This is a genomic window from Novosphingobium sp. ES2-1, assembly GCF_015169775.1.
GTDB classification, from domain to species: Bacteria; Pseudomonadota; Alphaproteobacteria; order Sphingomonadales; family Sphingomonadaceae; genus Novosphingobium; species Novosphingobium subterraneum.
The window spans coordinates 2,417,670-2,435,927 of record NZ_CP063445.1 but is presented as its reverse complement, the minus strand read 5'-3'; the positions used below and the strand labels follow the sequence as shown (position 1 = coordinate 2,435,927).

Below are 18,258 nucleotides of genomic sequence, written 5' to 3'. Positions count from 1 at the left end.
GCTATTGCGCTTGAGCCGGTTGCGCAAGGAGCTACTGGGGCAATATTGTCGCCGAGTATCTCGGTGCTTCGGCGCGGAATTTTAATTGCAGGATTAATTGCGCTAGAGACATTTGTACGTGATCGTACCGTTGAAGTTTTGCGAAATCTCGAGCGCTGGCCAAGGGCATATGAGGAGTTGCCGGAGAAACTTCGCATAGCTGCCCGTCTCAATGCGCTTTCGCATTTGCAGCAGTTTGCCAAAATGTTGAAAAGACAGGGCGATGATTACGAGGCAGAGCTAAAGACTGAAATCGCAAAAATGTCGTCAGGTGATGGTACTGCTATCCAATTTACAAAGTTTGTTGCTGGGGACTTTACTGGAAATCTTTCGGACACGGGCCTTAAGGAGTTGCTCGGAAGTCTGCAGGTCGCTGATTGTTGGGCAACTTTCAGGATTTTTTCGTCAGCGGTCGGTTTGGGTGTCCCCTCCGTTCAAGAGATCGTCAAAGGAACGGTGCGTAAGCGGCACAGAAGTGCGCACTCACAAAGTTATGTTCCAACTGCAACGGAGATAGCTGAGCTGCCTTCAGATCTCCTTTGCATTGCTATGTGCTTCGATGTTTCGACAACAGCCTCGCTGGAGCAATCATTGGCAGTATCACAGCGCTGGGCAGCTGGGGAAACGGCGTGGCGAGACGGTGTAATACTCTACTTTACCGAGCCTCATTCGCGTGGCGTTAAAGTCACGAAGGAAGGTTCTGCAAGGGCATTGCGCATTGTTGGCCAAGGCAGTGAGGTCGGGTCAGTAATTCCTCGCCCTTCGCCGGGCAACATTGCTGTTGTCGTTAATCACAGTGAATCTGGCATTCCGCAAAGCTGGACAATTATGTAGATTTGTCTGCTAAAAATTGGCCAAGTATTAGGAATCTAGGCGATGTATTGTCTGCACGAATTGTCACTGGATGGATTGAAACGGCAATAGTTCGATGATCTGGTCCAAGCGTAAAATTCGACGATTCAGCCCCACCCCTTGACCCCACCCCCAAACCCGCCTAAGGGCGCGTCCTTCCACAGGTGCGGCCTCGCTGCGTCCGTGGCTTGAGCTGAACATTGCCGGTGCGTCTGGGGCTCCCAGGTAATCCGTCAAAGTAACCCGGTGACGAAAGTTGCGGGTGGAGCGTTTCGGTTCGTGATTGCGTTTGGGGGAGGGGCTTGTCCGTCATCTTCCCGCTCTGCGCATTTGCGGTGCCCGCATCCTTCACCTTCCGCCTCCGTCGCAAGCCGGTCCCGGCCTTTCCTGACGTGGCGCGCGAAAGCCGAGCCCCTTCAGGAAAAGTGGGAACCGGTTTTCCGCCCGGAAGGGGCGACCCCAGCATGGCAATTCCGCCATGCTGGCAAAGCAGGTGAAGAGTACTTCATGCCCACTATCAATCAGCTGGTCCGCAAGGGCCGCGAACCGCAGAAGGCCAAGTCCAAGGTCCCTGCGATGGAGCAGAACCCGCAGAAGCGCGGCGTCTGCACCCGCGTCTACACGACCACCCCGAAGAAGCCGAACTCGGCGCTTCGCAAGGTCGCCAAGATCCGCCTGACCAACAGCCGCGAAGTCATCTCGTACATCCCGGGTGAAGGCCACAACCTGCAGGAGCACTCGGTCGTGCTCATCCGCGGCGGCCGCGTTCGCGACCTTCCCGGCGTTCGCTACCACGTCCTGCGCGGCGTGCTCGATACGCAGGGCGTCAAGGACCGCAAGCAGTCCCGCTCGAAGTACGGCGCCAAGCGTCCGAAGTAATTAGGCCAAGGTCCGGCGCAGGACCGCTCCCCCTCCCGGCTACCCACCCTTGGGTAGGCTATGGGTGGCCGGGAGGGGGAGCGGGCCGGAGCCGAGAGCCTGCCGCGGATGCGGAAGGCTCACTCCGAAGGAGTACAGAGTATGTCACGTCGTCGTCGTCCGGAAAAGCGGGTCATCCTGCCCGATCCGAAGTTCGGTGATCAGGTTCTGTCGAAGTTCATGAACAACCTCATGCTCGATGGTAAGAAGTCGGTTGCCGAAAGCATCGTCTACGGTGCGCTCGAAACCATGCAGACCCGTGCGAAGGCGGACCCGGTCCAGCTCTTCCACGATGCGCTGAACAACGTCCGTCCGCAAATCGAAGTGCGCTCGCGCCGCGTCGGTGGTGCGACCTACCAGGTCCCGGTCGAGGTTCGCCCCGAGCGTGCCCAGGCGCTCGCCATCCGCTGGCTGATCACCGCGGCGCGCAACCGCAGCGAAACCACGATGGCCGCGCGCCTCTCGGCCGAGCTGCTTGATGCTGCCAACAACCGTGGCAACGCCGTCAAGAAGCGTGAAGACACCCACCGCATGGCCGACGCCAACCGCGCGTTCAGCCACTACCGCTGGTAATCGTCGCCCGTCTTTAAACGGTCACGAACGTAACCATATGGGCGGAGCCTCTCCGGCTCCCCCATAGACCCAAGGAATAGCACCATGGCACGCAGCCATCCGCTCGAGCGCTATCGCAATTTCGGCATCATGGCGCACATCGACGCCGGCAAGACGACGACGACCGAGCGCATCCTCTACTACACCGGCAAGTCCTACAAGATCGGCGAAGTCCATGACGGCGCCGCTACCATGGACTGGATGGAGCAGGAGCAGGAGCGCGGCATCACGATCACGTCGGCCGCCACCACCTGCTTCTGGCAGGACCACCGCCTCAACATCATCGACACCCCCGGCCACGTCGACTTCACCATCGAAGTCGAACGCTCGCTGCGCGTGCTCGACGGTGCCGTGGCCGCCTTCGACGGCGTCGCCGGCGTGGAACCCCAGTCGGAAACCGTCTGGCGCCAGGCCGACAAGTACAACGTCCCCCGCATGTGCTTCATCAACAAGCTCGACCGCACCGGCGCGAACTTCAAGTACTGCGTCCAGACGATCATCGACCGCCTTGGTGCTACGCCGGCGGTGTTGTACCTGCCCATCGGCGCGGAAAGCGATTTCAAGGGCCTCGTCGATCTCGTCGAACAGCGCGCGATCATCTGGAAGGATGAATCGCTCGGTGCCGAGTTCTTCTACGAGGAAATCCCGGCCGACATGGCCGATGAAGCCGCGCTGTATCGTTCGCAGCTCGTCGAACTCGCCGTCGAGCAGGACGACGAGGCGATGGAAGCGTACCTCGAGGGCAACGAGCCCGACGTGGCTACGCTCAAGAAGCTGATCCGCAAGGGTACGCTCGGCCAGGCCTTCGTGCCGGTGCTGTGCGGCTCGGCGTTCAAGAACAAGGGCGTCCAGTGCCTGCTCGACGCGGTGGTGGACTACCTGCCTTCGCCGCTCGACATCGAGGACGTGCAGGGCATCAACCCCGACACCGAAGAGCCCGACAGCCGTCCGACCGCGGACGACGCGCCGTTCTCGGCGCTGGCGTTCAAGATCATGAACGACCCGTTCGTCGGCTCCCTGACCTTCACCCGCATCTATTCGGGCACGCTGACCAAGGGCAGCTACCTGAACTCGGTGAAGGACAAGAAGGAGAAGGTCGGCCGCATGCTGCTGATGCACTCCAACAACCGTGAAGACATCGATGCGGCCTACGCCGGCGACATCGTTGCCATCGCGGGCCTGAAGGAGACGACCACGGGCGATACGCTCTGCTCGGAAAAGCACCCGATCATCCTCGAGCGCATGGAATTCCCCGAGCCGGTCATCGAGCTCTCGGTGGAACCCAAGACCAAGGCCGACCAGGAGAAGATGGGCATCGCGCTCAACCGTCTCTCGGCCGAGGACCCCTCGTTCCGCGTTTCGACCGATCACGAATCGGGCCAGACGATCATCAAGGGGATGGGCGAACTTCACCTCGAAATCCTTGTCGACCGCATGAAGCGCGAGTTCAAGGTCGAGGCGAACGTCGGTGCGCCGCAGGTGGCCTATCGCGAATACCTCGCCAAGCCGGTCGATCTTGACCACACCCACAAGAAGCAGTCGGGCGGCACCGGCCAGTTCGGTCGCGTCAAGGTCAAGGTGACGCCGGGCGAGCGTGGTTCGGGCTTCGTCTTCAAGGACGAGATCAAGGGCGGTAACATTCCCAAGGAATATATCCCCGCGATCGAAAAGGGCTTCCGCGAAACCGCGCTGACGGGCTCGCTGATCGGCTTCCCGATCATCGACTTCGAAGTCCTGCTTTATGACGGCGCGTACCACGACGTCGACTCGTCGGCCCTGGCCTTCGAAATCTGCGCCCGCGGTGCCATGCGCGAAGCCGCCCAGAAGGCCGGCATCAAGCTGCTCGAGCCGATCATGAAGGTCGAGGTGATCACGCCTGAGGAATACCTCGGTGACGTGATCGGCGACATCAACTCGCGTCGTGGCCAGATCCAGGGCACCGACAGCCGCGGCAACGCCCAGGCTGTTACCGCCATGGTCCCGCTGGCGAACATGTTCGGCTACGTGAACCAGCTGCGCTCGTTCACCCAGGGCCGTGCAAACTACTCGATGTTCTTCGACCACTACGACGAGGTCCCGGCGAACGTCGCGACCGAGCTCAAGGCGAAGCTTGCATAAGAGCACGGATAGCATTAGGGGCGGCGCTCGATTCAGCGGGTGCCGTCCATTTCCCGCAGTATCTGCACACATACGAAAAGAAGGTTTGAACAATGGCCAAGGCTAAGTTTGAGCGGACCAAGCCGCACTGCAATATCGGCACCATCGGTCACGTCGACCACGGCAAGACCACGCTGACCGCTGCCATCACCAAGGTTCTCGCTGAGACCGGTGGCGCAACGTTCACCGACTACGCGAACATCGACAAGGCTCCGGAAGAGCGCGAGCGCGGCATCACCATCTCGACCGCACACGTCGAGTACGAGACCGCCAACCGTCACTACGCGCACGTCGACTGCCCGGGTCACGCCGACTACGTCAAGAACATGATCACCGGTGCCGCCCAGATGGACGGCGCGATCCTGGTCGTGAACGCTGCTGACGGCCCGATGCCGCAGACCCGCGAGCACATCCTGCTCGCCCGTCAGGTCGGCGTGCCGGCTCTGGTCGTGTACATGAACAAGGTCGACCAGGTCGACGACGAGGAAATCCTCGAGCTCGTCGAACTCGAAGTTCGCGAACTGCTGTCGTCGTACGACTTCCCGGGCGACGATATTCCGATCGTCAAGGGTTCGGCTCTGGCCGCTCTCGAAGGCCGCGACGACAACATCGGTCGCGACTCGATCAACGCGCTGATGGAAGCTGTCGACAGCTACATTCCGCAGCCGCCGCGTCCGACCGACAAGCCGTTCCTGATGCCGGTCGAAGACGTGTTCTCGATCTCGGGTCGTGGTACGGTTGTGACCGGCCGCGTCGAAACCGGCATCGTCAAGGTTGGTGAGGAAGTCGAGATCGTCGGCCTCAAGGACACCACCAAGACCACCGTCACCGGCGTCGAAATGTTCCGCAAGCTGCTCGACCAGGGTGAAGCCGGCGACAACATCGGTGCACTGGTTCGCGGCGTGAAGCGTGAAGACGTCGAGCGCGGCCAGGTCCTCTGCAAGCCCGGTTCGGTCAAGCCGCACACCGAGTTCTCGGCCGAGGTCTACGTGCTGTCGAAGGACGAAGGTGGCCGTCACACGCCGTTCTTCGCCAACTACCGCCCGCAGTTCTACTTCCGCACCACCGACGTGACCGGCGAAGTGATCCTCCCCGAGGGCACCGAGATGGTCATGCCTGGCGACAACGTCACGCTGTCGGTCAAGCTGATCGCTCCGATCGCCATGGACGAAGGTCTCCGCTTCGCAATTCGCGAAGGCGGCCGCACCGTCGGTTCGGGGGTTGTCAGCAAGATCACGAAGTAATATAGGCCGCGCACCGGCGGGGAGATTCGCTCTTCCCGCCGGTCGGTTTCTTACTGACTGATCGCTATTGGACAGTCGGCCCGCTCTCCCCGAGCTTCGTAAAAGGGGTGGGGTAGAGGGCAGGTCGACTGGCTTTTTTGTTTTGCTCTTTCGCATCGGTAAACGGACATGGACGCCCAGAATATCCGCATTCGCCTCAAGGCCTTTGATCATCGTGTGCTCGACCAGGCCACTGGAGAAATTGCAGATACCGCCCGCCGCACCGGCGCGCTGATCCGGGGCCCCATTCCGCTCCCGACGCGCATCGAGAAGTTCACCGTGAACCGCGGTCCTCACATCGACAAGAAGTCGCGTGAGCAGTTCGAAGTTCGCACCTACAAGCGCCTGCTCGACATCGTGCAGCCCAATGCGGCCACTGTCGACGCGCTGATGAAGCTGGACCTCGCGGCCGGCGTCAACGTCGAGATCAAGCTGGCCTGAGGCCGCTGATCGAGCGAGCTGCCACGGCAGTGTCCGCTCCGGCCGGGTCGTCCGCATCGACCCAAGGTTTCTGGCCGGACACGTTCCGGCCCAGACTTTCGCCAGGGCTGAGTTCCGGTGAAAGGCCAGAGTTTCCGGGGTAACAAAAGCCTCGTTGACAATGGGATACCTCCGGCACCGTCCTTTTCGGACCTTGCCGGGCAAGCGTCCCCCGATTGCTCCCGTTCAGGCGGGGGCATTCAGCCCGGTCGGGGGCGCGCTTCACATACGGGCTGAACACGCATGTCGGGATGGGCCCGGCATGCCTCTGTTATGGAGTATGGATCATGCGCACCGGCGTGATCGCGAAGAAGGTGGGGATGACCCGCCTTTTCCAGGAAGATGGTCGGCACGTGCCGGTCACTGTCCTGTCGCTTGAAAATTGCCAGGTGGTTTCGGTTCGCACTGAAGACCGTGACGGTTACGTCGCGGTTCAGCTCGGTGCAGGCGAAGCCAAGCAGAAGAACGTTGCCAAGCCGCAGCGCGAACACTTTGCCAAGGCAGAGGTTCCGCTGAAGATGGAAGTCGCCGAGTTCCGCGTCGCTGAAGATGCGCTGCTCGATGTCGGCTCGACCATCGCCGCTTCGCACTTCGTCCCTGGCCAGTATGTCGACATCACCGGCAACACCCAGGGCAAGGGCTTCCAGGGCGCGATGAAGCGTTGGGGCTTCGGCGGTATGCGCGCCACCCACGGTGTCTCGATCTCGCACCGTGCACACGGTTCGACCGGTAATCGCCAGGACCCGGGCCGCGTCTTCAAGAACAAGAAGATGGCCGGTCACATGGGCGACCGTCAGCGCACCCAGCAGAACCTCGAAGTCGTCCGCACCGACGACGAGCGCGGCCTGATCTTCGTGAAGGGCTCGGTGCCCGGTTCGAAGAACGCCTGGCTCCTCGTGCGCGACGCCGTGAAGGTCTCGCGCCACGCTGAAGCGCCCTATCCCGCAGGCCTCAAGCAGGCCGCAAACAGCAATGACTCGGCAGCTGCCGACACTCCCGCAGAAGTTGCGGCTGTCGAAGCCACCGAAGGTCAGGAGGGCTAAGTCGTGAAGGTTCAGGTCCTCAATCTCGACGGCACCGCCGGCAAGGGCGAAGTGGAACTGTCGGACGACGTGTTCGGTCTCGAACCGCGCGCCGACATCCTGCACCGAGTCGTCACCTGGCAGCTCGAAAACCGTCGCGGCATTGCCCGCAAGGCGCGCGAGCGTTCGGACGTTGCCCGCACCGGCAAGAAGTTCGGTCGCCAGAAGGGCGGCGGTACGGCTCGTCACGGTGACCGCAAGGCTCCGATCTTCATCGGCGGTGGCAAGGCTCACGGTCCGCGTGTCCGCGAGTTCAACATCTCGCTGAACAAGAAGGTCCGTGCGCTCGGTCTCAAGATGGCTCTCTCGTCGAAGGCCAAGGCTGGTCTCGTCGTGGTCGACTCGCTCGACATCGACGCCAAGACCAAGGCTCTCGTCGGCCAGTTGTCGAAGGCCAACTGGGGCAAGAAGGTTCTCGTGATCGACGGTGACGCCGTGAACGACAACTTCGCCAAGGCCGCCCGTAACATCGTCGGCGTGAACGTGCTGCCTGCCATCGGCGCCAACGTCTACGACATCCTGAAGCATGACACGCTGGTGCTGACGCGCTCTGCTGTCGAAAAGCTGGAGGCGCGTTTCAATGGCTAACGCAATCGACACGCGTCACTATGACGTGATCGTGGCACCCCACATCACGGAAAAGGCGACGCTGCTCAGCGAAAACAGCGCCGTGGTCTTCAAGGTTGCCGAAAAGGCGACCAAGCCGGAGATCAAGGCAGCGGTCGAAGCCCTGTTCAACGTCAAGGTCACCAAGGTGAACACCCTGACCCAGAAGGGCAAGACCAAGCGCTGGAAGGGCAAGCCCTACAAGCGCTCCGACGTCAAGAAGGCTGTCGTGACCCTGGCTGCTGGCCAGTCGATCGACGTCACCAGCGGGATCTGAGGCTAGACCATGGCACTCAAGAGCTACAATCCGACCAGCCCCGCCCGGCGCGGCCTGATCCTCGTCGACAAGTCGTCGCTGTGGAAGGGCAAGCCCGTCAAGGCGCTGACCGAAGGCAAGTCGAAGACCGGCGGCCGCAACAACAAGGGCCATGTCACCTCGCGTGGCATCGCCGGTGGTCACAAGCAGAAGTACCGCTACATCGACTTCAAGCGTCGCAAGTGGGACATGCCGGCTACCGTCGAGCGTCTGGAATATGACCCGAACCGCACGGCGTTCATCGCTCTCATCAAGTATGAGGACGGCGAGCAGACCTACATCATCGCTCCGCAGCGTCTCGCCGTTGGCGATACCGTTGTCGCCGGAGAGAAGACCGACGTGAAGCCTGGCAATGCCATGCTGCTGTCGCAGATGCCGGTCGGCACCATCATCCACAACGTGGAGATGAAGCCTGGCAAGGGCGCGCAGATCGCACGTTCGGCAGGCACCTATGTCCAGCTCGTCGGTCGTGACCGCGGCATGGTCATCGTTCGCCTGAACTCGGGCGAGCAGCGCTACCTGCGTGGTGACTGCATGGGCACCGTCGGTGCCGTGTCGAACCCCGACAACGCCAACACGAACCTTGCCAAGGCCGGCCGCAATCGCTGGCTGGGCAAGCGTCCGCTGACTCGCGGCGTTGCCAAGAACCCGGTCGACCACCCGCACGGTGGTGGTGAAGGCCGTACTTCGGGTGGCCGTCATCCTGTGACTCCGTGGGGCAAGCCGACCAAGGGCGCCCGCACCCGTCACAACAAGTCGACGGACAAGATGATCATCCGTTCGCGCCACGCGAAGAAGAAGAGGTAAGACCACATGGCACGTTCCGTCTGGAAGGGCCCCTTCGTCGACCTGCATCTGCTGAAGAAGGCGGAAGCCGCTCACGATGCAGGATCGCGCGCTGGCGCCATCAAGACCTGGTCGCGTCGTTCGACCATCATTCCGCAGTTCGTTGGCCTGACGTTCAACGTCTACAACGGGCACAAGTTCATCCCGGTTTCCGTCTCGGAAGAGATGGTCGGCCACAAGCTCGGCGAGTTCGCACCCACGCGCACTTTCCCGGGTCACGCCGCTGACAAGAAGGGCAAGCGCTGATGAGCAAGCCTAAGGCACCCCGTCGCGTTGGCGACAAGGAAGCGCTGTCGGTCGGCACGCAGATCCGTGGTTCGGCCCAGAAGCTGAACCTCGTTGCTGCGCTGATCCGCGGTCACAAGGCCGAAGACGCGATGAACATCCTCGCGTTCTCGAAGAAGGCCATGGCTGTTGATGCCCGCAAGGTTCTCGCTTCGGCGATCGCCAATGCGGAAAACAACCACAACCTCGACGTCGACGCTCTGGTCGTGGCGGAAGCCTCGGTCGGCAAGTCGATCACGATGAAGCGCTTCCACACCCGTGGTCGCGGCAAGTCGACCCGCATCCTCAAGCCGTTCTCGCGGCTGCGGATCGTGGTCCGCGAAGTTGAGGAGGCCTGATCATGGGTCATAAATCGAACCCCATCGGTCTGCGCCTGCAGATCAACCGCACCTGGGACAGCCGCTGGTACGCGGAAGGTCGCAACTATGCGCAGATGCTCAAGGAAGACCTTGAGATCCGCAAGTTCATCGTCACGAACCTGCCGCAGGCAGCGATTTCGAAGGTGGTGATCGAGCGTCCTGCCAAGCTGTGCCGCGTATCGATCTATGCCGCCCGTCCGGGCGTCATCATCGGCAAGAAGGGCGCCGACATCGAGAAGCTTCGCTCGAAGCTTGCCACGATGACCGGCAGCGACGTGAAGCTGAACATCGTCGAGATCCGCAAGCCGGAAATCGACAGCAAGCTCGTCGCCCAGGGCGTTGCCGACCAGCTGGTCCGTCGCGTTGCCTTCCGTCGTGCGATGAAGCGCGCCGTGCAATCCGCCCTGCGTCTTGGTGCCGAAGGCATCAAGATCACCTGCGGCGGTCGTCTCGGCGGTGCGGAAATCGCCCGCGTCGAATGGTACCGCGAAGGTCGCGTTCCGCTGCACACGCTGCGCGCGAACATCGACTACGCGGAAGCCGAAGCCCACACCGCCTATGGCGTGATCGGCATCAAGACCTGGATCTTCAAGGGTGAGATCCTCGGTCACGATCCGATGGCGCAGGACCGACTGATGATGGAAGCCCAGACTTCCGGCGTCCGTCCGGCACGCTGAGCCTAGAGGGTAGAGAAGCACCATGTTGCAACCGAAGAAGACCAAGTTCCGTAAGGCCTTCAAGGGCCGCATCCACGGCGTTGCCAAGGGTGGTACGGACCTGAACTTCGGCTCCTACGGCCTCAAGGCCCTTGAGCCGGAGCGCGTTACCGCTCGCCAGATCGAAGCGGCCCGTCGTGCGATCACGCGCCACATCCGCCGTCAGGGCCGTCTGTGGATCCGCGTGTTCCCGGACGTGCCGGTCTCGAAGAAGCCCGCCGAAGTCCGCCAGGGCAAGGGCAAGGGCTCGATCGAATACTGGGCAGCCCGCGTGAAGCCGGGTCGCATCCTGTTCGAACTGGACGGCGTCCCCGGCCCGCTCGCGGCCGAGGCATTCAGCCGCGCCGCGATGAAGCTGCCGATCAAGACGAAGGTCGTTGCCCGCCTGGGTGACACTTCGCACCTTGGTGGCGAGTGATTGGGAGTCGAATGATGGCCAAGATCGAAGACCTTCGCGCCAAGAGCGACGACCAGCTGAACGCTGAACTCGCCGAGCTCAAGCGCGAGCAGTTCAACCTGCGTTTCCAGGGCGCGACGAACCAGCTTGAGCGCCCCGCGCGCATCAAGGAAGTCCGTCGCGACATCGCGCGCATCAAGACGCTGCAGACTGAGCGTTCTCAGTCGGCCCAGGCGTAAGGAAGCCAATATGCCCAAGCGTATTCTGATCGGCACCGTGGTGTCCGACAAGACCGACAAGACCGTGGTCGTGAAGGTCGAGCGCAAGGTGAAGCACCCGCTCTACGGGAAGATCATCCGTCGCTCGAAGAAGTATCACGCCCACGACGAGGCGAATGCCTTCAAGACCGGCGAGACCGTGCGCATCGAAGAGACCGCGCCGATCTCGAAGCTGAAGACGTGGAAGGTCATCGACCGCGTCCAGGCCGGCAAGGGCACCGCCATCGAAGCGGACGTCTGATAAGGTCGTCAGCCAAAGTTTGGGGTTGCTTCGCGGCTCAAGTCGTGTAGCGGCCCCGGCTACTGTTTTGGAACTGCCGGACTGGTTCCGGCAAGCCAGTGAGAAGGAACCGGATCAATGATCCAGATGCAATCCAATCTCGACGTGGCGGACAACAGCGGCGCAAAGCGCGTCCAGTGCATCAAGGTGCTGGGTGGCTCGAAGCGTCGGTTCGCAAGCGTCGGTGACATCATCGTGGTGTCGGTCAAGGAAGCGCAGCCGCGCGCCCGCGTTAAGAAGGGCGACGTGCACCGCGCCGTCATCGTTCGCACGAAGAAGGACGTCCGTCGCACCGACGGTTCGGTCATCCGCTTCGACAGCAATGCCGCCGTTCTGGTCGGCAAGAACGAAGAGCCGATCGGCACGCGTATCTTCGGCCCCGTGGTTCGCGAACTCCGCGGCAAGGGCTTCATGAAGATCATCTCGCTCGCTCCGGAGGTGCTGTAATGGCTGCCGCGAAGATCAGGAAGGGCGACACCGTCGTCGTTCGTTCGGGCAAGGACAAGGGCCGCACCGGCACCGTTCTCCAGGTCCTTCCGAAGGATGAGAAGGTCGTTGTGCAGGGCGTGAACATCGCTGCCCGTCACCGCAAGCCGAGCCAGCAGAACCCCCAGGGCGGCATCGACCGCTTCGAGGCTCCGCTGCACATCTCCAAGGTTTCGGTCGCCGACAAGGATGGCAAGCCCACCCGCGTCCGCTTCGAGACCAAGGACGGCAAGAAGGTCCGTGTGGCCGTCAAGTCCGGGGAGGCCATCGATGGCTGACAAGTACACTCCGCGTCTGAAGGGCAAGTACGACGCCGAAATCGCAGCTGCGATGCAGGCCAAGTTCGGCTACAAGAACGCGCTCGAGATCCCGCGCATCGAAAAGATCACGCTCAACATGGGTGTGGGCGAAGCGAGCCAGGACAAGAAGAAGGTCACGACCGCAGCTGCCGAAATGGAGCTGATCGCCGGTCAGAAGCCTGTCATCACCAAGGCGAAGAAGTCGATCGCGCAGTTCAAGCTGCGTGAAGGCATGCCGATCGGTTGCAAGGTCACCCTGCGCCGCGAACGTATGTACGAATTCCTCGACCGCCTCATCACCATCGCAATGCCCCGCATCCGCGACTTCCGTGGTCTGAACCCGAAGTCGTTCGATGGTCGCGGCAACTACGCGATGGGTCTGAAAGAGCAGATCATCTTCCCCGAGATCAGCTACGACCAGATCGAGAAGGTGCGTGGCATGGACATCATCGTCACCACGACCGCGAAGACGGACGAGGAAGCCCGCGAGCTGCTTCGCCTGTTCGGTTTCCCGTTCCCGCAGGAAGCTGCTGAAGAGCAGCAGGCCGCGTGATCCAGAATTGAAGAAGAGAGCTTAAGTCCATGGCGAAACTGAGTTCCATCAACAAGAACGAGAAGCGCAAGAAGCTCGTTCAGAAGTACGCGGCCAAGTACGCTGCGCTCAAGGCCCAGGCCGACGATGAATCGCTCGACGAAACCGAGCGCCTGATCGCCCGCCTGAAGATGGCCGAGCTGCCGCGCAACGCGAACCCGACCCGGGTGCGCAACCGCTGTGCAACCACCGGCCGCCCGCGTGGCTACTATCGCAAGTTCGGCCTTTGCCGCATCGAGCTGCGGGACAAGGGCAACAAGGGCCTTATCCCCGGCCTGACGAAGTCGAGCTGGTAAGGATCATCCGATGGCTATGACCGACCCCCTGGGTGATATGCTCACCCGCATCCGCAACGGCCAGCAGGCGAAGAAGGACTCGGTCCTTTCGCCCGCTTCGAAGCTGCGTGCGCACGTGCTCGAAGTCCTTCAGCGTGAAGGCTACATCCGCGGTTTCTCGGAGGACGCCACTGGCGCCCATCCGCAGCTGCGCATCGAGCTCAAGTATTTCGAAGGCCAGCCTGCGATCAAGCATGTTGCCCGTGTCTCCAAGCCTGGCCGCCGCGTCTACTCGGGTTCCAAGGAACTTCCGGTGATCCGCAACGGTCTTGGCATCACCATCGTCTCGACGCCGAAGGGCGTGCTTTCGGATGCCGAAGCACGCGCTGCCAACGTCGGTGGCGAAGTGCTGGCGGAGGTGTTCTGATGAGCCGCATCGGCAAGAAGCCGGTGGCGATCCCGAGTGGCGTCACCGCGAACATCGCGGACGGCGTGCTGACCGTGAAGGGCCCCAAGGGCACCCTGACGCTCACGCTGCGCGACGAGATCAGCTACACCGTCGATGGCGACACGATCCTCGTGAAGCCTGCGAACGACACCAAGGGCGCTCGCGCGTTCTGGGGCATGCAGCGCACTCTCGTCGACAACCTCGTCACTGGCGTGACGCAGGGCTACACCAAGGTCCTCGAGATCACCGGTGTCGGCTACCGCGCCAACGCCCAGGGCAAGAACCTGAAGCTGCAGCTTGGCTACAGCCACGACGTCGACTTCGCGGTGCCGGAAGGCATCGAGATCAAGACCCCTGACAACACCACGGTGGAAATCTCGGGCATCGACAAGCAGAAGGTCGGCCAGGTTGCCGCCGAGATCCGTCGCTGGCGCAAGCCCGAGCCTTACAAGGGCAAGGGCATCAAGTACCGCGGCGAGTTTATCTTCCGCAAGGAAGGGAAGAAGAAGTAATGGCAAAGCTGTCTCTCTTCGAACGCCGCCGCCGTCGCGTCCGCACTGCGCTCAAGGCGCGCTCGGGTGGCCGTCCTCGCCTGTCGGTGCATCGCTCCGGCCGTCACATCTACGCCCAGATCATCGACGATGCGGAAGGCAAGACCCTTGCTGCCGCTTCGACGCTGGTGAAGGGCCAGAAGTCGATCGGCGCGAATGTCGATGCCGCCGCCAAGGTTGGCACCGAGATCGCCGAGAAGGCCAAGGCCGCCGGTATCACCACTGTCGTGTTCGATCGCGGCGGGTTCCTGTTCCATGGCCGCGTCAAGGCGCTGGCCGATGCCGCCCGTGAAGGCGGGCTGGAGTTCTGACAATGGCTGACGAAACCAACCTGGAAGGCGCAGCCGCGGTCGAATCGACCGGCGGTGAGCAGCGCGAAGGTCGCGGTCGTGGCCGCGGCCGTGGCGGCAATGACCGTGGTGGCGAGCGTGGTGGCCGTGGCCGTCGCGACGACCGTCGCGGTCGTGGCAACAACGACGAGGAAGGTGGCGAGGAGCTGATCGAAAAGCTCGTCCACATCAACCGCGTTTCCAAGACCGTGAAGGGCGGCAAGCGCTTCGGCTTTGCAGCACTCGTCGTGGTCGGCGATGGCAAGGGCCGCGTCGGCTTCGGCAAGGGCAAGGCTCGCGAAGTGCCCGAGGCGATCACCAAGGCTACTGCCGCTGCAAAGCGTGCAATGGTCCGCGTGCCGCTCAAGGAAGGCCGCACCCTGCACCACGACGGCAAGGGTCGTTTCGGCGCTGGCAAGGTCAACGTGCGTTCGGCTCCGGCCGGTACCGGGATCATCGCCGGTGGCCCGATGCGCGCCGTGTTCGAAAGCCTTGGCGTTGCTGACGTGGTGACCAAGTCGGTCGGCACCTCGAACCCCTACAACATGATCCGCGCAACCTTCGACGCGCTGACCGACCAGACTTCGCCGAAGTCGGTTGCACAGCGTCGTGGCAAGAAGGTCGCCGATCTCCTCGGCCGTGGTGGCGCTTCGCAGGTCGAAGCCGAAGCCGCTGCCGAAGCCATCACGGAGTAATCGGTCATGGCAACGATCAAGATCAAGCAGATCGGTTCGCCGATTCGTCGCCCGGAAAGCCAGAAGAAGATTCTGATCGGCCTGGGCCTGGGCAAGATGCACCGCGTGGTCGAGTTGGAAGACACGGCCGAAGTGCGTGGCGCCATTGCCAAGCTTCCCCACATGGTGGCCGTGGTCGACTGACCATCGCTCCCCGATGGGAAAAAGGACGCCCCGGCCCCGTGCCGGGGTTTTCCTTTGGGGCTCGGCGGCGCGGTGCCTCCAGTCCCGTGAGGGGGTGACAAGTCCGGCCTGATCGGCTAGGCGGCGCCCTTTCCAAAGCGCGTCTCAAAGCGAAAGCGAGTGCAGAACATGAAACTGAACGAACTCAACGACAACTACGGCGCCCGCAAGGGCCGCATGCGCGTTGGCCGTGGTATCGGCTCGGGCAAGGGCAAGACTGCCGGTCGCGGCCAGAAGGGTGCGAAGGCACGTTCGGGCGTCAGCATCAACGGCTTCGAAGGCGGTCAGATGCCGCTTCACATGCGCATCCCGAAGCGCGGCTTCAACAACATCTTCGCTAAGGACTACGCCGAAGTGAACCTCGGCATGATCCAGAAGATGATCGATGCCGGCAAGCTCGACGTCTCGGGCACCGTTGACCACGCCGCTCTCAAGGCTGCTGGCCTTGCTCGCGGTGGCAAGGATGGCGTCCGTCTCCTCGGCAAGGGCGAACTGACCACCAAGGTCGCGTTCTCGGTCGCTGGTGCCTCGAAGGGCGCCGTGGCTGCTGTCGAGAAGGCTGGCGGTTCGGTCTCGGTCATCGAAACCGGCCCGAGCGAAGCCGAGAAGAAGGCAGCCCGCGCTGCGGCCAACAAGGCCAAGTAAGCCAGTTCCGATCCCCGCTCGCCAGTCGGGCGGGGATTTCGGCTTGCAGGGGGTTCGACTTTCGTCACCCCGCACTATATGGGCTAGCTCAAGACGTCCGAAACGCACGTGGCCAGCAGGCCCGGTTTCGCAGCAAGGCTTAGAACCCCGAAATGGCATCACGCGCCGACAACATCGCCAGCAACCTCAGCCTGGCCAACTTCTCCAAGGCAACCGAGCTCAAGAAGCGCATCTGGTTCACGGTGGGCGCGCTCATCGTCTTCAGGTTCCTCAGCTTCGTTCCGCTGCCCGGCGTAAATCCGCTGATCCTGGAGACGCTTTACGACCAGACGCGCGGCGGCGTTCTCGACATCTTCAACGCGTTTTCAGGCGGCTCGCTCGAGCGCATGAGCCTGATCGCGCTCGGCGTGATGCCCTACATCACCGCGTCGATCGTGGTGCAGCTTGCCGCCTCGCTCCATCCGGCGCTCGCCGCGATGAAGAAGGAAGGTGAAAGCGGGCGCAAGAAGCTCAACCAGTACACCCGCTATGGCGCGGTGCTGCTGACCGCCATCCAGGGCTGGGTGCTCGCCTCCGGGCTGGAAGCATACGGCGCGTCGAGCGGGCTGCAGGCTGTCGTGAACCCGGGCATGCTGTTCCGGGTCGGTGCCGTCATCTCGCTGATCGGTGGGACGATGTTCCTGCTGTGGCTTGGCGAGCAGATCACCTCGCGCGGAATCGGCAACGGTGTTTCTCTGATCATCATGGCCGGTATCGTCGCGCAGCTGCCCACGTTCTTCGGCAATCTGTTCGAAGGCGGTCGCACCGGCTCGATCTCGCCGTTCCTGATCGTCGGCATCGTGATCATGCTGATCGCGCTGGTGCTCGGCATCTGCTTCTTTGAGCGCGCGACGCGGCGCCTGCTGATCCAGTACCCCAAGCGCGCCACGCAGCGCGGCATGATGAATGCCGACCGCAGCCACCTGCCGCTGAAGCTCAACACTGCGGGCGTCATTCCGCCGATCTTTGCCAGCTCGCTGTTGCTGCTGCCGCTGACGATCACGCAGTTTGCCGGCAACTCGATCTCGCCCGACACGACGATGGGCCAGGCGATCGTCACGCTGAACCAGTATCTCGGCCACGGCAAGCCGCTCTACATGCTGCTCTATGCGCTCGGCATCATCTTCTTCGCGTTCTTCTATACTGCTGTGGTCTTCAATCCCGAGGAGACGGCCGAGAACCTCAAGAAGAACGGCGGGTTCATTCCTGGCATCCGCCCGGGCAAGAACACCCAGAACTACTTGGACTATGTGCTAACTCGCATCACCGTGCTGGGTGCGGCATATATCACCGTGGTCTGCGTCGTGCCGGAATTCATCATGGCGGAGACGGGCATGGGAACGCTGTTCTTCGGCGGCACCAGCCTGCTGATCGTGGTCAACGTCACGGTCGACACCATCACGCAGATCCAGTCGCACCTGCTGGCCCACCAGTATGGCGATCTGATCAAGAAGGCGAAACTGAAGGGCAGGCTGCGCTGACAGCAGCAGCCGCATGAGGGGGACGGTACCTTGAACATCATCCTTTTGGGGCCTCCGGGCGCGGGCAAGGGCACCCAGGCCCAGCGTCTGGTCGAACGCCACGGCATGAAGCAGCTCTCCACGGGCGATATGCTGCGCGCGGCCGTGAAGGCGCAGACGCCGGTCGGTCTCAAGGCCAAGGCTGTGATGGAAGCGGGCGAGCTGGTCTCTGACGAGATCGTATCAGCGCTGATCGGTGACGAGCTCGATGCCATGCCCGAGGGGCAGGGCGCGATCTTCGACGGTTACCCTCGCACGGCGCCCCAGGCCGAATCGCTGGGTGAACTGCTTGCTTCGCGCGGCAAGAAGCTGGACCACGTGATCGAACTCGACGTCAACGAGGATGCACTGGTCGAGCGCATCACCGGCCGTTACACCTGCGCAACCTGCGGCAAGGGCTATCACGACACCTTCGAGAAGCCTGCAGTCTCAGGCACCTGCGACAAGTGCGGAGGGCATGAATTCAAGCGCCGCCCTGACGACAACGAGGAAACCGTGCGCACGCGCATGGCCGAGTATCGGGCCAAGACCGCGCCGATCCTGCCGATCTATGAAGCGCAGGGTATCGTCGCCCGCGTTGACGGCATGGCGGACATGGACGACGTGACGGCAGCCATTGAGGCTATCCTCGGCAAGCGCTAACACCCGAGC

At 62.3% G+C, this 18,258-nt stretch carries 28 protein-coding genes; all 28 read left to right on the top strand.

Annotation, left to right across the window (positions count from 1 at the left end; genetic code table 11):
- The first annotated feature begins 45 nt into the window (after window positions 1-45).
- Window positions 46-873 carry a hypothetical protein gene (locus tag IM701_RS11885; RefSeq protein ID WP_193827043.1) on the top strand — a complete coding sequence of 276 codons (828 nt, stop codon included), beginning with the start codon at window positions 46-48 and terminating at the stop codon, window positions 871-873.
- Between the two features lie 525 nt (window positions 874-1,398).
- Window positions 1,399-1,770 (top strand): 30S ribosomal protein S12, encoded by a 372-nt coding sequence (gene rpsL / locus IM701_RS11880; protein ID WP_011444902.1) that lies wholly within the window; start codon window positions 1,399-1,401, stop codon window positions 1,768-1,770.
- 141 nt (window positions 1,771-1,911) lie between these two features.
- On the top strand, window positions 1,912-2,382 hold the full coding sequence (gene rpsG / locus IM701_RS11875; protein ID WP_039334380.1) for a 30S ribosomal protein S7: 471 nt from the start codon (window positions 1,912-1,914) through the stop codon (window positions 2,380-2,382).
- Window positions 2,383-2,466: 84 nt separating this feature from the next.
- Window positions 2,467-4,539: an elongation factor G gene (gene fusA, locus IM701_RS11870; RefSeq protein WP_039334378.1), complete on the top strand. Its 2,073-nt coding sequence runs from the start codon at window positions 2,467-2,469 to the stop codon at window positions 4,537-4,539.
- A gap of 92 nt (window positions 4,540-4,631) precedes the next feature.
- Window positions 4,632-5,822: an elongation factor Tu gene (tuf, locus tag IM701_RS11865; protein WP_039334376.1), complete on the top strand. Its 1,191-nt coding sequence runs from the start codon at window positions 4,632-4,634 to the stop codon at window positions 5,820-5,822.
- 168 nt (window positions 5,823-5,990) lie between these two features.
- Entirely contained in the window at window positions 5,991-6,302 is a 312-nt protein-coding gene (rpsJ, locus tag IM701_RS11860) for a 30S ribosomal protein S10 (protein ID WP_039334374.1), read from the top strand.
- A 326-nt stretch (window positions 6,303-6,628) separates the two neighbouring features.
- Window positions 6,629-7,384, top strand: coding sequence for a 50S ribosomal protein L3 (gene rplC / locus IM701_RS11855; protein WP_039334372.1), 756 nt, complete (start codon window positions 6,629-6,631; stop codon window positions 7,382-7,384).
- 3 nt (window positions 7,385-7,387) lie between these two features.
- Window positions 7,388-8,011 carry a 50S ribosomal protein L4 gene (rplD, locus tag IM701_RS11850; RefSeq protein WP_039334370.1) on the top strand — a complete coding sequence of 208 codons (624 nt, stop codon included), beginning with the start codon at window positions 7,388-7,390 and terminating at the stop codon, window positions 8,009-8,011.
- The gene (locus tag IM701_RS11845) at window positions 8,004-8,306 is read left to right on the top strand and encodes a 50S ribosomal protein L23 (RefSeq protein ID WP_193827042.1); all 303 of its coding nucleotides are present in this window, start codon (window positions 8,004-8,006) and stop codon (window positions 8,304-8,306) included. The genes rplD and IM701_RS11845 overlap by 8 nt, the downstream gene beginning before the upstream one ends.
- Before the next feature lie 9 nt (window positions 8,307-8,315).
- Window positions 8,316-9,152, top strand: coding sequence for a 50S ribosomal protein L2 (gene rplB, locus IM701_RS11840; protein ID WP_039334367.1), 837 nt, complete (start codon window positions 8,316-8,318; stop codon window positions 9,150-9,152).
- Window positions 9,153-9,158: 6 nt separating this feature from the next.
- Complete coding sequence (rpsS, locus tag IM701_RS11835; protein WP_039334365.1) at window positions 9,159-9,437, top strand: 30S ribosomal protein S19; 279 nt, start codon at window positions 9,159-9,161, stop codon at window positions 9,435-9,437.
- Window positions 9,437-9,814, top strand: a complete 378-nt coding sequence (gene rplV, locus IM701_RS11830; protein ID WP_039334363.1) for a 50S ribosomal protein L22 — start codon at window positions 9,437-9,439, stop codon at window positions 9,812-9,814. Before rpsS ends, rplV begins: the two co-directional genes overlap by 1 nt.
- A 2-nt stretch (window positions 9,815-9,816) precedes the next feature.
- Complete coding sequence (gene rpsC, locus IM701_RS11825) at window positions 9,817-10,512, top strand: 30S ribosomal protein S3 (protein ID WP_039334362.1); 696 nt, start codon at window positions 9,817-9,819, stop codon at window positions 10,510-10,512.
- A 22-nt stretch (window positions 10,513-10,534) separates the two neighbouring features.
- Window positions 10,535-10,969, top strand: a complete 435-nt coding sequence (gene rplP / locus IM701_RS11820) for a 50S ribosomal protein L16 (RefSeq protein ID WP_039334360.1) — start codon at window positions 10,535-10,537, stop codon at window positions 10,967-10,969.
- Window positions 10,970-10,980: 11 nt separating this feature from the next.
- On the top strand, window positions 10,981-11,187 hold the full coding sequence (rpmC, locus tag IM701_RS11815; protein WP_039334358.1) for a 50S ribosomal protein L29: 207 nt from the start codon (window positions 10,981-10,983) through the stop codon (window positions 11,185-11,187).
- A gap of 10 nt (window positions 11,188-11,197) precedes the next feature.
- Window positions 11,198-11,467 (top strand): 30S ribosomal protein S17, encoded by a 270-nt coding sequence (gene rpsQ / locus IM701_RS11810; protein WP_039334356.1) that lies wholly within the window; start codon window positions 11,198-11,200, stop codon window positions 11,465-11,467.
- 117 nt (window positions 11,468-11,584) lie between these two features.
- Complete coding sequence (gene rplN, locus IM701_RS11805) at window positions 11,585-11,953, top strand: 50S ribosomal protein L14 (protein ID WP_039334354.1); 369 nt, start codon at window positions 11,585-11,587, stop codon at window positions 11,951-11,953.
- Window positions 11,953-12,270 (top strand): 50S ribosomal protein L24, encoded by a 318-nt coding sequence (gene rplX, locus IM701_RS11800; protein ID WP_039334352.1) that lies wholly within the window; start codon window positions 11,953-11,955, stop codon window positions 12,268-12,270. The genes rplN and rplX overlap by 1 nt, the downstream gene beginning before the upstream one ends.
- On the top strand, window positions 12,263-12,844 hold the full coding sequence (rplE, locus tag IM701_RS11795) for a 50S ribosomal protein L5 (protein ID WP_039334350.1): 582 nt from the start codon (window positions 12,263-12,265) through the stop codon (window positions 12,842-12,844). The genes rplX and rplE overlap by 8 nt, the downstream gene beginning before the upstream one ends.
- Window positions 12,845-12,873: 29 nt before the next feature.
- Window positions 12,874-13,179, top strand: coding sequence for a 30S ribosomal protein S14 (gene rpsN / locus IM701_RS11790; protein WP_039334348.1), 306 nt, complete (start codon window positions 12,874-12,876; stop codon window positions 13,177-13,179).
- 10 nt (window positions 13,180-13,189) lie between these two features.
- The gene (gene rpsH, locus IM701_RS11785) at window positions 13,190-13,585 is read left to right on the top strand and encodes a 30S ribosomal protein S8 (protein ID WP_039334346.1); all 396 of its coding nucleotides are present in this window, start codon (window positions 13,190-13,192) and stop codon (window positions 13,583-13,585) included.
- Window positions 13,585-14,118 carry a 50S ribosomal protein L6 gene (rplF, locus tag IM701_RS11780; protein ID WP_039334344.1) on the top strand — a complete coding sequence of 178 codons (534 nt, stop codon included), beginning with the start codon at window positions 13,585-13,587 and terminating at the stop codon, window positions 14,116-14,118. The genes rpsH and rplF overlap by 1 nt, the downstream gene beginning before the upstream one ends.
- Window positions 14,118-14,468 carry a 50S ribosomal protein L18 gene (gene rplR / locus IM701_RS11775; RefSeq protein WP_039334342.1) on the top strand — a complete coding sequence of 117 codons (351 nt, stop codon included), beginning with the start codon at window positions 14,118-14,120 and terminating at the stop codon, window positions 14,466-14,468. The genes rplF and rplR overlap by 1 nt, the downstream gene beginning before the upstream one ends.
- Before the next feature lie 2 nt (window positions 14,469-14,470).
- On the top strand, window positions 14,471-15,181 hold the full coding sequence (gene rpsE / locus IM701_RS11770) for a 30S ribosomal protein S5 (protein ID WP_039334340.1): 711 nt from the start codon (window positions 14,471-14,473) through the stop codon (window positions 15,179-15,181).
- A gap of 6 nt (window positions 15,182-15,187) precedes the next feature.
- Window positions 15,188-15,364, top strand: a complete 177-nt coding sequence (rpmD, locus tag IM701_RS11765; RefSeq protein ID WP_039334338.1) for a 50S ribosomal protein L30 — start codon at window positions 15,188-15,190, stop codon at window positions 15,362-15,364.
- Between the two features lie 168 nt (window positions 15,365-15,532).
- On the top strand, window positions 15,533-16,048 hold the full coding sequence (rplO, locus tag IM701_RS11760; RefSeq protein WP_039334443.1) for a 50S ribosomal protein L15: 516 nt from the start codon (window positions 15,533-15,535) through the stop codon (window positions 16,046-16,048).
- A 152-nt stretch (window positions 16,049-16,200) separates the two neighbouring features.
- On the top strand, window positions 16,201-17,568 hold the full coding sequence (gene secY / locus IM701_RS11755; RefSeq protein ID WP_193827041.1) for a preprotein translocase subunit SecY: 1,368 nt from the start codon (window positions 16,201-16,203) through the stop codon (window positions 17,566-17,568).
- Between the two features lie 30 nt (window positions 17,569-17,598).
- On the top strand, window positions 17,599-18,249 hold the full coding sequence (locus tag IM701_RS11750) for an adenylate kinase (RefSeq protein ID WP_039334332.1): 651 nt from the start codon (window positions 17,599-17,601) through the stop codon (window positions 18,247-18,249).
- Window positions 18,250-18,258: the final 9 nt, after the last annotated feature.

Coding starts and splice junctions, on each gene's coding strand:
- rpsL (WP_011444902.1), top strand. CDS start 1,399: ATGCCCACTATCAATCAGCTGGTCCGCAAGGGCCGCGAACCGCAGAAG.
- rpsG (WP_039334380.1), top strand. CDS start 1,912: ATGTCACGTCGTCGTCGTCCGGAAAAGCGGGTCATCCTGCCCGATCCG.
- fusA (WP_039334378.1), top strand. CDS start 2,467: ATGGCACGCAGCCATCCGCTCGAGCGCTATCGCAATTTCGGCATCATG.
- tuf (WP_039334376.1), top strand. CDS start 4,632: ATGGCCAAGGCTAAGTTTGAGCGGACCAAGCCGCACTGCAATATCGGC.
- rpsJ (WP_039334374.1), top strand. CDS start 5,991: ATGGACGCCCAGAATATCCGCATTCGCCTCAAGGCCTTTGATCATCGT.
- rplC (WP_039334372.1), top strand. CDS start 6,629: ATGCGCACCGGCGTGATCGCGAAGAAGGTGGGGATGACCCGCCTTTTC.
- IM701_RS11845 (WP_193827042.1), top strand. CDS start 8,004: ATGGCTAACGCAATCGACACGCGTCACTATGACGTGATCGTGGCACCC.
- rplB (WP_039334367.1), top strand. CDS start 8,316: ATGGCACTCAAGAGCTACAATCCGACCAGCCCCGCCCGGCGCGGCCTG.
- rpsS (WP_039334365.1), top strand. CDS start 9,159: ATGGCACGTTCCGTCTGGAAGGGCCCCTTCGTCGACCTGCATCTGCTG.
- rplV (WP_039334363.1), top strand. CDS start 9,437: ATGAGCAAGCCTAAGGCACCCCGTCGCGTTGGCGACAAGGAAGCGCTG.
- rpsC (WP_039334362.1), top strand. CDS start 9,817: ATGGGTCATAAATCGAACCCCATCGGTCTGCGCCTGCAGATCAACCGC.
- rplP (WP_039334360.1), top strand. CDS start 10,535: ATGTTGCAACCGAAGAAGACCAAGTTCCGTAAGGCCTTCAAGGGCCGC.
- rpmC (WP_039334358.1), top strand. CDS start 10,981: ATGATGGCCAAGATCGAAGACCTTCGCGCCAAGAGCGACGACCAGCTG.
- rpsQ (WP_039334356.1), top strand. CDS start 11,198: ATGCCCAAGCGTATTCTGATCGGCACCGTGGTGTCCGACAAGACCGAC.
- rplN (WP_039334354.1), top strand. CDS start 11,585: ATGATCCAGATGCAATCCAATCTCGACGTGGCGGACAACAGCGGCGCA.
- rplX (WP_039334352.1), top strand. CDS start 11,953: ATGGCTGCCGCGAAGATCAGGAAGGGCGACACCGTCGTCGTTCGTTCG.
- rplE (WP_039334350.1), top strand. CDS start 12,263: ATGGCTGACAAGTACACTCCGCGTCTGAAGGGCAAGTACGACGCCGAA.
- rpsN (WP_039334348.1), top strand. CDS start 12,874: ATGGCGAAACTGAGTTCCATCAACAAGAACGAGAAGCGCAAGAAGCTC.
- rpsH (WP_039334346.1), top strand. CDS start 13,190: ATGGCTATGACCGACCCCCTGGGTGATATGCTCACCCGCATCCGCAAC.
- rplF (WP_039334344.1), top strand. CDS start 13,585: ATGAGCCGCATCGGCAAGAAGCCGGTGGCGATCCCGAGTGGCGTCACC.
- rplR (WP_039334342.1), top strand. CDS start 14,118: ATGGCAAAGCTGTCTCTCTTCGAACGCCGCCGCCGTCGCGTCCGCACT.
- rpsE (WP_039334340.1), top strand. CDS start 14,471: ATGGCTGACGAAACCAACCTGGAAGGCGCAGCCGCGGTCGAATCGACC.
- rpmD (WP_039334338.1), top strand. CDS start 15,188: ATGGCAACGATCAAGATCAAGCAGATCGGTTCGCCGATTCGTCGCCCG.
- rplO (WP_039334443.1), top strand. CDS start 15,533: ATGAAACTGAACGAACTCAACGACAACTACGGCGCCCGCAAGGGCCGC.
- secY (WP_193827041.1), top strand. CDS start 16,201: ATGGCATCACGCGCCGACAACATCGCCAGCAACCTCAGCCTGGCCAAC.